This is a genomic window from Longirhabdus pacifica, assembly GCF_004115085.1.
In the GTDB taxonomy this organism is placed as follows: domain Bacteria; phylum Bacillota; class Bacilli; order Paenibacillales; family DSM-105158; genus Longirhabdus; species Longirhabdus pacifica.
In genome coordinates, this window is sequence record NZ_QXJP01000002.1 from 243,536 (window position 1) to 256,988 (window position 13,453).

A 13,453-nucleotide genomic window follows, 5' to 3' on the forward strand; every position below is an offset into this window, starting at 1 on the left:
CTCTCACATTTGAATTATTCTTCTAAAATTGCATGCTCATAATCGCAGGTGTAGCCACGATAACTAACACGACTAAAAATATAATAATCATCGGAAATACTAATTTGGATGAAGCTTCTTCACCCATTGTTTTCGTAAGCGTTTTTCTAGATTCCCATAACTGCTGAGATAGTCCTCTCAAAGCTACAACAAGGTCGTTCCCTCCCCGTCTATAATTAAGCAAGACGGTATTCGTAAAAAGGGACACCTCCTGCACCGCTAGCCTTCGATTCATTTCTTCCATCGCTTGTGGGAAAGAATATTGATGACTTAGTAAATGAATCATTCTTTTCCATTCCGTGATGAGAACATTATGTTCTTCTCTTTCTCTAACTTCCACCACTTTGGCCATTGCTTTCAGTAAAGTTTCTCCCGCTGCAACGAGCAACGTTAGTTTGTTCAGCAGTTTCGGCAATTCGATTAAAATCTCTCTTTTTCGCTCTTTTACTTTTTGCTGTAGCTGTTTATATTTAACAAACGGAATCATCAGAGACAGTAAAACAATGAGAAAAATGCCTGCTACGTCTGCTGACGTTCCAATCATTAAAAGGCTAATTAGCATGTTCATACATAAAAGAATGGTAATGATTTGTGCGACTTCTATTTTGACTGCTTCCCACGTTTTCGTTGAAAATTTTAGCGTGTTGATAGGGACATAGATTAAATTTAAGTAGTTTTTTGCCCATCCTTGTATACGCAGCATGTCATAACAGCGTACCCCTACAGCTAAAAAAGGTCTAAAACTTGCTTCTTTACCCTCTTCCTCTGCCAATTGCTTATGATGAGGCCTTACAGTAATGAGGGCAGTCATAAAGATACCAATATGCAAAACTGCTATAGCATAATACACGTAGATCAACTGTCTCACACCTTAATATTCATCATTTTTTGCGTCATGTAATAACAACCCACGAGAACCACCAATGAGATAAACATAATGACTCTACCACCACCAACATATAGAGGGGCGACATATTCAGGAGAGCTTAATTTTAAAAAAGCAATAAATGCAAGTGGAGCCGCTGTTAACACTTGTGATTCAAACTTTTTCTGTGCAATCAACACCGAAATTTCTTGTTGAATGTCCACTTTCTCTCCTATAACTTGAGATGTTTTACGAATCACTTCACTGATGTTGCCACCGGTTCGCTTACATGCGTTAAATACTTCTGTAAAATCTTGAATATCTTCCTGCTTTGTTTTCTCACTAAAATCTTTTAAAGCAATTTCCAACGGCTGTCCATTTCGTAGTTTACGATTTATTAATTGCAACTCTTTTACGATTGGCGTATTCTCATCTGGAAACAACATCTTTATTTCTTTAAAAGAATCTTGAAAAGCGGTCTCTACTGATTTTCCAGCGGAAACATAAGAATTAATAACGATTAACACTTGTTTGAATTGCAATGCTAAATCAAACTTGTATTTGTCTTCCCAATCTTTTATTTTCATTTTCGGATAAAAGATGGCTGCTGACGAAATAATGAAGGCAGCAATCACATGCTGAAAAAATACGTAGCCAATTCCAAATAGTATGATCGCTACAATCACAGTGGCTTGCACTATTTTCTTTTTACTTACGAAAGGACTTTTCACAAAAATCTTTTTCAATGCGCTCCTCCTTCCTTGATTTCAGGTAAGGATAATCCAGCAAGGTGTAGTTTTTCTAAATGGAACAGTGACTGCCCTGTGTGACGTAATCCACCTAGGACTTTCCCTTTCTCTTCTCCGTCTTCTACAAATTGATACAACGGATTTAATTGGATTTCCCCATTTTCCATTCCCTTCACTTCACTAATCTCCATTATTCTTCGACTTCGATCACGTATGCGAGACAAATGAACAAATATATCGATGGCAGAACTAATCTGCGAACGAATGACCTCTACCGGAAGCTGTACATTACTAAGTACCATCGTTTCCAATCTGCTGACCATATCATGGACAGAATTGGCATGGGCTGTACTTAGACTGCCGTCATGACCTGTGTTCATCGCTTGCAGCATGTCCAATGCTTCTGCTCCCCTCACCTCTCCTACAATGATGCGATTAGGCCTCATCCGTAGTGATGTACGAATAAGTTGAGAAATAGAGATCTCTCCTTTTCCTTCCGTGTTCGCATTTCTTGTCTCAAGGGAAACGATGTTGGGAATGGTGCGAATCTGTAATTCTGCTGAATCTTCGATCGTAATAATTCTTTCGTCGTCGGGAATGTACTGGGAAAGCACATTAAGAAACGTCGTTTTTCCTGATCCTGTTCCTCCACCAATGAAAATGTTGTATTTTGCTTTTACTAATGTTTTCAATAACTGACTAGCCTCTTCTGTGATGGAGCCATATGAGATTAAATTATCCATCGTTAATGGTTGCTCTGGAAACTTACGAATAGTAATGGTTGGCCCATGCAATGCAATCGGAGGCAAGACCACATTTACCCTTGATCCATCTGGAAGTCTAGCATCTACGATGGGCGAACTATCGTTTACAATTCGATTTACTTTGCCCACGATAAGTTGGATAATATCTTCTAATTTTTGTTCGCTTTCAAAAACGTAATCAGATAACATCACCCTGCCTTCTTTTTCTATAAAGATTTGCTGGTGATGGTTGATCATAATTTCTGTAATCGCAGGGTCATCGATAAGCGGCTGTAATACATCGTAACCACGAAATGCATTGTACACACGCATGACCATTTCTTTTTTTGCTTTGTTATTGAATTGTATAGCTATATCTAACGTCTGCTCTTCAATCCATCTCAGCATTGCACCGTCATCTTCAAAATCGTATGTTTCGATATAATGCTGTAAGTTTTTTTTAATGGAGAGAATGATTTCTTCCTGGTTCAATGAAACTCATCTCCTTGGACGTTAGCCATTTGTTTATTTCTTGCAAGTACACCGATGGAATGTCTTGCTTCATGCGCACCTGTAATGATTTCCACTGAGGAACATACGGTAGTCTCATGCTAATCGGTAGCGTCTCGTTATTCCAATCTTTGGTTTCTTCGTTCGTCACCTTATTCATCACTAGCTGATGTTGTGGTCGTTGTACTTTTTTGTTATGTAATAAATAATGTAGCAACTGCTGTGTTTTCGTCTTGGTTACTACTGCCTCAGACATCAACCATAACGTAACATCACTGCAAGCACTGGAACCTTCCAATCGGACATGCCAACCAGCATCATGATCCAAAATGATGACATCATACAATCCTAACTGGCGTATCATATCGATCAATTTCTGCATGTCGGTCACGGTGACTTCTTGCATCACCTCCATCTGATAAATAGGAGGCAAGACATGGCATTGCATGACTTCGTCATATGTCATACAAGCCTTGAGCTGCTCCATTACTTGATCTGAGTCACTTTGCAAATAATAAAATAGTCTATCTAATGCATCATTTTTTTCTTGCAAAGACAACTCGAGCCATGAACTAAACGTTTCTATATTGCAGTAAAGTACCTTCTTGCCTTCATTCACATAATGCTGAATTAAGCACCTGCAAAACGTTGTTTTGCCAACTCCCCCAGCTGCGGATGCGACAGAGATCACACAACTTCCATGCTGTTGTGGGGTACCACTTTTTTGCGTGCTGTGCATGTACTGATGTAACGTTATTTGCTCTATTTTTTGCAGCAGATCATCGATGGACTGATACTTAGCCAGTTTAAAAGGTGCTGACTCTAAGGCTTCCTCTTGTCCTTGAGCAAGCTCTATTACGCATACTCCGTGTTCCATGTCCTGCATGCTACTGTCCCATAATGACTTTCCAGCTAAAACAATGTTGGGCTTATCTGTTCCTTGAAGTGCATTACTTAGTGTCTCCGCTGTCGTAAAGCCCTTCACTTTTACTTTCTGATTGAGTGTTAGGGATCTGCTTATATAGTCACAAAAAAGTTTTACATATTTCTCATCTTCATCTGCCAAGAAAATTAAAATAACATCTCCTTCTTTCCTGCAATCGTATTTCAAATGACGCCAAATAGCTTAAGTACACCGCCTAGTATAAAAATAAGGGCAATGCCTGCAATCAACCATGCGATACGCACTTCATTTAATTGCTCCAACTATGCATATCACTCCTTTCCAACAACAAAAAAGCACCGCTAACTAGACCGTGAAAGGTCATCATTAGCGGTGCTTCCGCATTGTATCATTATAGGTTAAAATAAATTTCACATGATGTTGGCTTCAAATTATAACATAAGATAACACTTGTTAAACGTAAACTACATTTAGTTTATACGCATATTAGCAAAATATCAACAATTTTTTACAAAATAATATGTTGCTCTTTATTTTAAATCATTAAAAACAACATCTAGCATAGTTGGTTTAAAACTCACAACAAAATCTTTTTTGTTCCAAGTCCACACGCTGGAATTTTTAAAATCTGGATCACCGTATTGTTCCTCTAGTCTTTTATATAGCTCTGTGGCAATAAAATCTTTGCTCAGAATTTCATCTGTATAATCCCCATTATTAATCATCGAACGAAATTTAATTGCGTATTGAGTTAAAGTATTATTACTAAATACATAGCGAATATGTATTTTATCTGCCTTACCAATTTCGTAATCTAACCAACCTAACTCTATAGTTTCATTTGAAATACCCGTATTTTTGGTTAACTCCTCATTGATCAATACAGCTTGTTCCATTGTTTTTATTTCTTCCATGGTCTTACCTGTTTGATCTTTTAATAAATACGAATAATTATCTAGTATTTCTATAAAGCTACCTTCAAGATCACTTAAGTTTGATTCTTCATTATTACACCCTACTAGAATGATTAACATAAATAATGATAGAAACAGTAATTTAACCATATATTTCGTCATAGTTGAATACCCCCAAATTTTTATCCTATTTAGTATTCAACAAATTTCTACACATTCCTTCTTTCATTATTTTTATTTTTAACCTATAAGTTTAGTAAAATATTTAGATAATGACATACTAAAGAAGCAATAAAATAATTGCTTTATCTTTACACCGAACATGCATAATTAGAATTGGTACGACAAACATAGTATTTCAGTTATGTTTCAAGCAACTGTGATAGAATTTTTTCAAATTTGTTGGGACTCATCATTTCATGTGTAACAAATTTCCCATTATAAAATAGACCAAACGTTGTCCAAACAGTAGGGGCATTTTGCGCTTGTTCTTTAGTCGTTAGTTGATGCGTAGTGAAACTAACCCCTTTCTTTTCTGCAACTTTTTGTAATTGCTCTAAAATACCTACAGCATAAGGACATTGCGCAGTATAATATATAGTTACTCCTTGATTCGTGACCAAAGATTTATCATTTACATTAAAAGAAGGTGTAGGGGCCTCGTCATTCCAAGTCAACGAAACTAAGTCAAAATAAGGTTCTATGTGATCTACTAATGTAAAACCCATATGTTCAAAATACCGTTTTTCACTTAAATATGGAACTTTCTTCTTCCCTACTATATGTACCATCCCATCCATACCTCTAGCCATAGCGTCTTCTTTACACTTTTGTAGCAATTGTTTTCCGTGCCCATTGTCTTTATATTTCCCAGCAATCCATAAACAATCAATATACATATAATTAGGCGCATGAATAGGTACCCACGCCATTTCAGCAGGTAAATATTCGATAAACACTTTTGCTCGCTCGTTTAATCGATAAAAAACTAATCCTTCATCCATTCGTTTACTGAGCCATTGTTTCTTTTCATTCACAGCTTTTTCGTATTGCTTTGTCCCTAACGCACAACATATGTGCTCATCTTGGATGTTGTTTTTTGTAATTTGAATGTATTCCATGCCCCTTGCCTCCTAAGTAAACTAGTCAACACTATCATCTTTTGAAAGATAAAATTCTGAAATCGATGGTAGCAGTCTCGAATCAGCAATATAATAATTTCCATTTATATTATTTAGGGTAAACCCAAACATGCGTTCATCTTTTTCATACAACGAAACGGAATATCGAAACCCATTTCTAGACTCCTGGTTAGGATCTGGATGAAATTCTAAATCACTAATTTGATCTAGCCATAATTGTATATCATCTACATCTGTAAAACTTCTTCTCTCCCCACTTCCCCCATCTACAATGATTATTTTCGTAATGCTGTTAAGATCACCAGGGTATGCCTCTGCTAAAGTTATAATTTCTAATTTTTCGTGTTGTTCACTGCATGCCGAGACCATGATAAAACAAATGACCAACAATAAAGTAAACTGCTTCATCTATTTTTCATTCCTCCTTACCTGTGTATACACGATAGTTTCATTATCTATTTAGAAATATTTTTCAAATAAAAACAATTTAAAACCATGCTTTTAGCATCATTCCTTATTCCTAGGATAGCTTATGTTTCCACATTATCAATGATATGTAAGACAAATTTTTGTTGAACTCCATGTGCTATTGAGTATGATCATGATAAAAAATTTCTACTTTGATTCAGATCAAAGATGAAATAATGATACGCTGCAGTGATATGATATATAATACAAATAAAAAGGCTAGCCATTGAAGGAGGTTACATGAATGGAATTTAAAAATATTAAAACAGAGGATAGACAAAATTTTATGGATTTGTTACTAATAGCTGACCCAGATAAAAACGTTGTCCTAGAATATATTGATGAAGGTACGCTAATTGCCATGATGGATGAAGAAAGATGTATAGGCGTATGTCATTATAAAAATACAGCGGAAAAAGAAGTAGAAATTATGAATATTGGCGTCATTGAAGCTGTGCGCGGAAAAGGATACGGAAAACAATTACTTCAGTATACAATAGCGCATATTAAACATGAGAAAAAGACAAGAATCATACTTGGAACAGGCAACTCTAGTATAGGAAATATTGCTTTTTATCAAAAAAGTGGATTTGATCTGTTCGAACTATGGCATCATTATTTTGTAGATAAATACAAAGAAGAAATTTTTGAAGACGGTATACAGTGTAAACATATGCTTAGATTTGAATATATACTGTGATCTAAGGATCTAAGCAGTTACACTGCAAAGCGTGTTGATTAACCAAAAATTACAAAATAAAATATACTCTGCAGTCAACAATGGATCACGAAATACAAGTCTAATGTCTTGTTTAAGATTGCGTTTTCCTCTTCTAATTTAAATCTGCTTTATCTTCTGGGGTCCTATTTCCGCTACCAACAAATGCACTTTTCGGCTCTTTTCTATATTTTTGTACCGAATTATGAAGGGTTTGATCTGCCAGCTCTAGTTCACGTGCTACCTCAGCAACTTTCCTCCCATTTTCAACCATACGTACTGCTTCAATTTTAAAATCTTTATCGTGACTTTTTCTTCTCATATGTAGACACTCCCGTTCGGTAAATGATAGCTTTTATTACACGATATTTTCTCCCTATTTACCGTGCCCACTTTTTAGACTAGCATCAAACAACAACTCTTTATACTTGTTGAACACCTTTCCACTATTCCTTTTTAAATTGTTCAAATATTGAATATGATTCATTTCCTATTAAAAACTTCAATATTGATTTCCTTCTATGATAGGCCGCATCCACTATGGAACATTGAGTTATTATTAATAACTCAAATAGTTCCTTAAATAACTTAATCAAGACATTTAGTTTTTTAGTTAAATCTTTGATTGGACCTTTTTGTTCAACACAGTTTTGATAAAATTTAACTAACTGTAAGTCTGCACTCTTGTTTCCATGTATATAAAGACAAGAAGTATTGTACTCATTTTTGACAACGTCTAAGTTAATTTTTGCTTTGCTATCATCTAATAATTTCTGTGTTTTTTTTATTAGATTAGCATTAGTTATAGTATCCGTAGAATCGATATTATTAATAATCCTAAGTGAATGTTCAATTATTGATCTTATATTGAAATAATAATATCTTACTTCTCCTTTCTTTATAGATGAAATTAAATAAATAATGTCGGAAGATAGTGCTTGAAATAAAAAAAATTGGGCATCTTGTCTAATTAGATACTTTAAAAAAACAACCTTTTTCAAAATAAATTTTAGGTTATTTTTATCTAATTCACCAATATTATCAAATTCTAAGTCAATAAAAGTATTTATTTCTAACTTTACATCAGCCAATTCTTTAAATGTTAATTCAGCTGTCGGCATCTGTTATCCCATCCATCCATTTACTAAAATCACTACTTGTATTTTTCACTTCTTTATTTTGAATTGATAATTGTAAACATTTGTTGATGAAATTCAGTAGTTCCTTTCTTGAATTTTCATATTCCTTACTATCCAACTTATATATATACCTTGCTGTTCTAGCTAATATCATTGTTCTAGATCTTATAATGTACTCTTTATAAGTTAGATTATAAACACTTTTTAAAAAAGGAACTATATTCTCATTTTTTGAGAAGATAGTTGTATTAAGTATTAACTCAGTGGTAATTCCTACCAACTTATACTTTGCAACGTTTTTAGATTTAAGCTCGCTTCTGTAATAATTTAGTTTATTATTCATACATTGTCTAACTCCTTGGATTCTATTCTATCCAAAAGCTCTATACAAATATCTTGAAGATCATTTCTAGATTTTTTGTACCTAGTTGGAATTGGACCTTGTTTTCCTACCTGAATATCTTTAACATAACTAGTGTTAGCGGTGAAAATATACACCTCTTGAACTTCTGATTTTTCTTCAAAATTCGTTTTCATATCTATTTGTTTAGCCGTCAACTCATCATCAAGAATAGTATAAATTAATCCTAAGCATTTTAAATCTATATCTTCTTCTGATGTTAAATTTTTTATAGCTTTTTGAAGAGATGATATACCAATAATAGAATATCTATCAATTCGATTTGGGATTAAATAATAATCAGATGCAATTAAGGCACTATCAGTATAAATCGTTAACGTAGGTGGACAATCAATAATTATCAGATCATAAATTTCTCTTAAATTATTGTCCTTAATAAACCTTTTTAATTTTTTAATATATGAGTAATCGCTTGATTTGTTTGCTAAAACTAAATTCAAATCTCCACAAACAATGTGCAAATTATCTGTTAATTCCACTATCATTTCTTCAGTGGTAGGAATTTTACTTTCTTCTGAAAATTGCACTTGAGGCTTAAATAATTTATTAATAGTTCTTTCTTTGGGCAAGATGCTTTCGAAGTAATCTTCATCACAATAATTATCTAGTAAAGCTTGAGTAGCATTAAATTGTGGGTCTACATCTATTAATAAGATTTTTTTATTTGATCCCCCCCTATAATTAGCTAAAAAGTCAGCAATCCCAACACTCAATGTTGTTTTGCCAACTCCACCTTTCATATTAATTAATGAGATTATCTTTCCATCTTTTTTAAAAGGTATTTGAATTTGTTCGTTCATATAATGCCCCTCCAATTCCCCTACTTTTATGGTTTAATTATAAAATCAAAGATGTTTTTATTCATTCAACTTACCCTTGAAATGACTCTATAAAAGAGATATTGGACAAATCATACTCAAAATCCTTCTTTTTCAACGAATTACAACACTTTTTTCACATTTGATTAGCTTCATTCCTATAAAGACATCTCTCCACTACTCAAATAACAGTCACAAAATTTGACTACCTACCTCTAAAAATTAGGCTGTTTCGTTTACTATTCCATGTTATTATCATAGCAATTAAAAACTGTCATGATTGCAAATTTAATACGATTAAATCATTGTATATATAGGTTACATTTGTAAGACAAAAATCGAGTTGTGATACTTATTCTTCGATGTTATATATTTTCAATTAAGTAAAAAAACGTACTTTTGGGTACACCAAGAACGTGACAAAACACTTGAATAGGTTGATTGTCTTTTTCCTATGCAATATGATCGATGATCGGTTAATTTTGCATGAATATACTTATATCCTTTTTTAGTATTTCTACTTATTGCTGAAGGCGGAAGTTTTCTTTTTGCATCGCCGTAAAGTCTGCTGGAGTCATAACTTCTTTACCTTGTATAGGCGTATGGGCTCTGTTCCATTTATAGATAATTACTTCGCTGCTGACTCCATATTCGCGGCATAGCTCACTTAAAGGTGTTTCTGTTTGATACAATTCTAAGATAGTTTCTTTTAACGCTTTATTGTATCTTTTTTTTGTTTCGCCTCGGACACTTCCTCTCTATTATTTTGACATAGAGACTTAACTTCATTGTATCCATACTTTTATACTAACTCCAAATATTCCATGCAAAAGAACGGTTCCTATTTGCTAGCGATGTGCTGTGCAATAGGTTTCCCGTGTTCTCTACCATTTTCAATAAAAATGACGTTTGCATTTTCCCCTGCGGCAATGACACCCGCGATATATGCACCTTCTACATTAGACTCCATCGAATGTTCATGAAAAAACGGTGCCCCTGTCTCTTGGTCAATTTGAATACCTAATTGCGTCATAAACGTGCGATCGGGTCGGTATCCTGTCAAAGCAAATACAAAATCATTTTCCATTTCTACTCTTTTTCCATTTTGCGAATAGATGATGCTTTCTTCTTTTATCTCATTCACTTCTGCGCTCCAAAGCATGTTAATTCTGTCTTTGGCTACCAAACTTTCGAATACAGGCTTCGTCCACGCTTTCACACTAGGCGATAACGCTTCTTGTCGGTAGATGACGGTTACTTCTGCTCCAGCTCTTTCTAATTCAATTGCAGCATCGACGGCTGAGTTTTTCCCACCAATAATCGCCACTTTCATTTGATAATAAGGATGTGCTTCTTTGTAGAAATGAGACACTTTAGGCAGGTCTTCCCCTGGTATATGTAGCGTTTTAGGATGATCAAAATATCCTGTAGCTATAATCACATTTTCTGTTTCATACTGCTGTTTTCCTTTTGTACGATGTTGGGTAGTCATCATAAACGTGCCTGCTGCTGTTTTTTCCAATTGTACAACTTCTTCATACATATGGATTCGAAGATGTAGGCGTGAAGCTACCGTTCGATAGTAATTTAATCCTTCGTGTCTTGTCGGCTTCTCATTTGGTGTCATGAATGGAATATCTGCAATTTCCAAACGATCTGCTGAACTATGAAAGGACAAATAAGTAGGATATTGATATATAGAATGAACGACGGAACCTTTTTCTATGATCAGTGGGTTCAAACCTTGCTTCTGGCATTCAGCCGCTGCGGACAACCCACAAGGACCAGCTCCGATGATGATCACTTTTTCTTTTTCCATCTTGGTTTCTCTCCTCATTTATATCTCATTTATATGGATGTCATGTTACAAGTGGACAGATGGTCTATCATGGTTCCACGTTATACTTAATGGAAGATCATACGCTTTTTGAACATTCGTGGTAGTCAATATGCTCCGTTTTTCTCCCTTTGCTAGTAGTGTCCCGTCTTTCACTAAGGCAACGTGGGTAAAAAGAGGAGTGATTTCTTCCAAATAGTGCGTGACATAAACAAGCGTTCCTTTTGCTGATAGTGTCTGCAAATCTTCCAATAATTTTTCTCTTTCATATAGATCCAATCCTGCACAAGCTTCATCTAAAATATACAGAAGCGGATCGTTCATCATGGCCCTTGCAATTAATACTTTTTTTCTTTCTCCTTGCGATAATAAACCTAAGGGATGATTGGCTAGGGATTGGAGTCCCACTTCCTCTAGTAACAGATGCGCTTTTTCCTTCACATCTGAAGGGACTTGTTCATACCAACGTAAGTAAGCACTAGCACCTGTAGCTACAACTTCCCAAACTGGATCTTGCAAATTGAATTTTTCGAACATGGATGGGCTAATATAACCGATCGACTTGCGTAATGCCCTTACATCCACTTGACCTAGCTGTTGACCGAGTACTTTAATTTGACCACCACTAGGAAAGTGAAAACCGTTCATTAGCTCTAATATGGTCGTTTTGCCTGTACCATTGCGACCGAGAATGACCCAATGTTCTCCTTTATTTATCGTAAGATGTATATCTCTCAGTATGTGTTTATGATTTCGTGTGAAGGATACGTTATTAAACTGCACCATAGGGGACAACTTATCTTTCCCGCTATGAGCTACTTGAGCTGCCTTGTTTTGACTCAGACTCATGATGAACTACTCTCTTTAATTTGTGCCAGCACAGCGTCCGGTATAGCTTGATGATTTAACGTTGTGGAAGCTGGTTTCGCTTGAAACAGCAATTCGTACATGCGTCTTCGCCCATAGTCGCTTGATGTATGTAAGTATATTTGTTTCGGCCATAAATTGGATAGTACGATCTCTTGCACCACATCAAATCCTGTCGGTTCATCAAGACCTAAATCGTAATCTAATGATAAAATATCTACTTCGTTGCTTTGTAATAATAGAATGCATTCTTCTTTATTTTTTGCATACACAAAACCTTCTGGACATCTACGAATATCATCTAAATAAACATGCATCATCGCCTATCTCCTATCTTATTTCGTAATCATGTCATTGTGATCGTTGTATGAGCTGGGATAATGTATGTAATTCTTGTTCCTTTTCTCCTGTTTTACTATATGGAGTTTCTAAGATAAAAGGCACAACCAGTGGATTAAAATGTGTTAAAAAAGATTGCAAGGAATCAAGTCCGATATGACCTTTTCCTACATTGGCGTGGCGATCTTTTCCTGATCCACTAGGATACATAGAATCATTGACGTGAACGACATGCACATGGTTTTTGTAGGTTTCCCATACGTCCTTCTTGGATGCCTTGTCCCATGTAGCATGGTTATTCCCATCCCATACCCCACTTGAAAACAAATGACACGTATCTAAACAAAATCCTATTTTATCTTGATGTTGGGATAAATTTCTTATCGTCACACTTTCTTCGAAAGTAGAACCAAACCCACTTGTTCCTCCTGCGTCATTTTCAATCAGCAGCTTTGCTTTTCCGTTCCACTGTGAACAAATGGCATGTATACATTGTAAACTATTTCGATACGTTTGCAATGTATCTTCTCCAGAAAACTTGCCAAAATGAAGTACTAACCCTAGTGATCCACAAGCCTCTGCTATCGTTAGTTCATTCCATATGGATTGCATCATGGTAAGCTGCTGCTTCGGATCATGTACTGTTAAATTTGTAGGATAAGCAGCGTGGGCAACAGATACAATGTTATGCGCTTTGCAAAAAGATGCGCATTCCGCTGCATCATGCACATCAAACGTTTTGATGCTCAAACTTCGAGGATTTTTCGGAAAGTATTGAAAGGCTTGAATGTTGAGTTTTTTGGCTGTTTTCGCTGCTTGTAGGTAGCCATTTTTTATACTAAGATGACAACCATAACGCATAAGACAACCTCCTCAGAGAGATGTGTTCAGTGTGTTCATCTCATCACTCGTCACTGACATGAACCGTTATCCTCCATTATACCCAACCACTATAACGGTAATGAGCTTACATTAAGTCC

The 13,453-nt window shown here is 35.3% G+C and carries 15 protein-coding genes and 2 pseudogenes; 1 reads left to right on the top strand and 16 read right to left on the bottom strand.

Features of this window, described 5'->3' with window-relative positions; all coding sequences use genetic code 11:
- Nucleotides 1-22 precede the first annotated feature (22 nt).
- From D1Z92_RS02535 to D1Z92_RS02565, 7 genes are all read right to left on the bottom strand, one after another.
- A complete protein-coding gene (locus D1Z92_RS02535; RefSeq protein ID WP_240666544.1) occupies nucleotides 23-889 on the bottom strand; it encodes a type II secretion system F family protein in 867 nt (288 codons plus the stop codon).
- 14 nt (nucleotides 890-903) lie between these two features.
- Nucleotides 904-1,650 (bottom strand): type II secretion system F family protein, encoded by a 747-nt coding sequence (locus D1Z92_RS02540; RefSeq protein ID WP_128894082.1) that lies wholly within the window; start codon nucleotides 1,648-1,650, stop codon nucleotides 904-906.
- Nucleotides 1,647-2,888 carry a TadA family conjugal transfer-associated ATPase gene (locus tag D1Z92_RS02545; protein ID WP_240666538.1) on the bottom strand — a complete coding sequence of 414 codons (1,242 nt, stop codon included), beginning with the start codon at nucleotides 2,886-2,888 and terminating at the stop codon, nucleotides 1,647-1,649. The genes D1Z92_RS02540 and D1Z92_RS02545 overlap by 4 nt, the downstream gene beginning before the upstream one ends.
- On the bottom strand, nucleotides 2,857-4,017 hold the full coding sequence (locus D1Z92_RS02550) for an AAA family ATPase (protein WP_128894083.1): 1,161 nt from the start codon (nucleotides 4,015-4,017) through the stop codon (nucleotides 2,857-2,859). Before D1Z92_RS02550 ends, D1Z92_RS02545 begins: the two co-directional genes overlap by 32 nt.
- A gap of 323 nt (nucleotides 4,018-4,340) precedes the next feature.
- On the bottom strand, nucleotides 4,341-4,886 hold the full coding sequence (locus tag D1Z92_RS02555; protein ID WP_128894084.1) for a hypothetical protein: 546 nt from the start codon (nucleotides 4,884-4,886) through the stop codon (nucleotides 4,341-4,343).
- Between the two features lie 200 nt (nucleotides 4,887-5,086).
- Entirely contained in the window at nucleotides 5,087-5,845 is a 759-nt protein-coding gene (locus D1Z92_RS02560; RefSeq protein ID WP_128894085.1) for an N-acetyltransferase, read from the bottom strand.
- Between the two features lie 21 nt (nucleotides 5,846-5,866).
- Nucleotides 5,867-6,274: a hypothetical protein gene (locus D1Z92_RS02565; RefSeq protein WP_128894086.1), complete on the bottom strand. Its 408-nt coding sequence runs from the start codon at nucleotides 6,272-6,274 to the stop codon at nucleotides 5,867-5,869.
- Between the two features lie 304 nt (nucleotides 6,275-6,578).
- Between D1Z92_RS02565 and D1Z92_RS02570 the strand changes: the two genes are divergently transcribed.
- The gene (locus tag D1Z92_RS02570) at nucleotides 6,579-7,034 is read left to right on the top strand and encodes a GNAT family N-acetyltransferase (RefSeq protein ID WP_128894087.1); all 456 of its coding nucleotides are present in this window, start codon (nucleotides 6,579-6,581) and stop codon (nucleotides 7,032-7,034) included.
- A gap of 107 nt (nucleotides 7,035-7,141) precedes the next feature.
- On the opposite strand, the pseudogene D1Z92_RS02575 reads toward D1Z92_RS02570, so the two are convergent.
- From D1Z92_RS02575 to D1Z92_RS02615, 9 genes and pseudogenes are all read right to left on the bottom strand, one after another.
- Nucleotides 7,142-7,374, bottom strand: a pseudogene (locus tag D1Z92_RS02575) (transposase); the annotation flags it as partial.
- A 124-nt stretch (nucleotides 7,375-7,498) separates the two neighbouring features.
- Nucleotides 7,499-8,173, bottom strand: coding sequence for a hypothetical protein (locus tag D1Z92_RS02580; RefSeq protein WP_128894089.1), 675 nt, complete (start codon nucleotides 8,171-8,173; stop codon nucleotides 7,499-7,501).
- Nucleotides 8,160-8,534 carry a hypothetical protein gene (locus D1Z92_RS02585; RefSeq protein WP_128894090.1) on the bottom strand — a complete coding sequence of 125 codons (375 nt, stop codon included), beginning with the start codon at nucleotides 8,532-8,534 and terminating at the stop codon, nucleotides 8,160-8,162. Before D1Z92_RS02585 ends, D1Z92_RS02580 begins: the two co-directional genes overlap by 14 nt.
- Nucleotides 8,531-9,412, bottom strand: coding sequence for a ParA family protein (locus D1Z92_RS02590; protein WP_128894091.1), 882 nt, complete (start codon nucleotides 9,410-9,412; stop codon nucleotides 8,531-8,533). Before D1Z92_RS02590 ends, D1Z92_RS02585 begins: the two co-directional genes overlap by 4 nt.
- 539 nt (nucleotides 9,413-9,951) lie before the next feature.
- Nucleotides 9,952-10,155 (bottom strand): annotated as a pseudogene (locus D1Z92_RS17780) (transposase); the annotation flags it as partial.
- A 116-nt stretch (nucleotides 10,156-10,271) separates the two neighbouring features.
- The gene (locus D1Z92_RS02600; RefSeq protein ID WP_128894092.1) at nucleotides 10,272-11,249 is read right to left on the bottom strand and encodes a YpdA family putative bacillithiol disulfide reductase; all 978 of its coding nucleotides are present in this window, start codon (nucleotides 11,247-11,249) and stop codon (nucleotides 10,272-10,274) included.
- 45 nt (nucleotides 11,250-11,294) lie between these two features.
- Complete coding sequence (locus tag D1Z92_RS02605; protein ID WP_306438802.1) at nucleotides 11,295-12,116, bottom strand: ABC transporter ATP-binding protein; 822 nt, start codon at nucleotides 12,114-12,116, stop codon at nucleotides 11,295-11,297.
- Entirely contained in the window at nucleotides 12,113-12,454 is a 342-nt protein-coding gene (locus tag D1Z92_RS02610; protein WP_128894093.1) for a cyclic-phosphate processing receiver domain-containing protein, read from the bottom strand. Before D1Z92_RS02610 ends, D1Z92_RS02605 begins: the two co-directional genes overlap by 4 nt.
- Before the next feature lie 31 nt (nucleotides 12,455-12,485).
- Nucleotides 12,486-13,334: a deoxyribonuclease IV gene (locus D1Z92_RS02615; protein ID WP_128894094.1), complete on the bottom strand. Its 849-nt coding sequence runs from the start codon at nucleotides 13,332-13,334 to the stop codon at nucleotides 12,486-12,488.
- Nucleotides 13,335-13,453 lie beyond the last annotated feature (119 nt).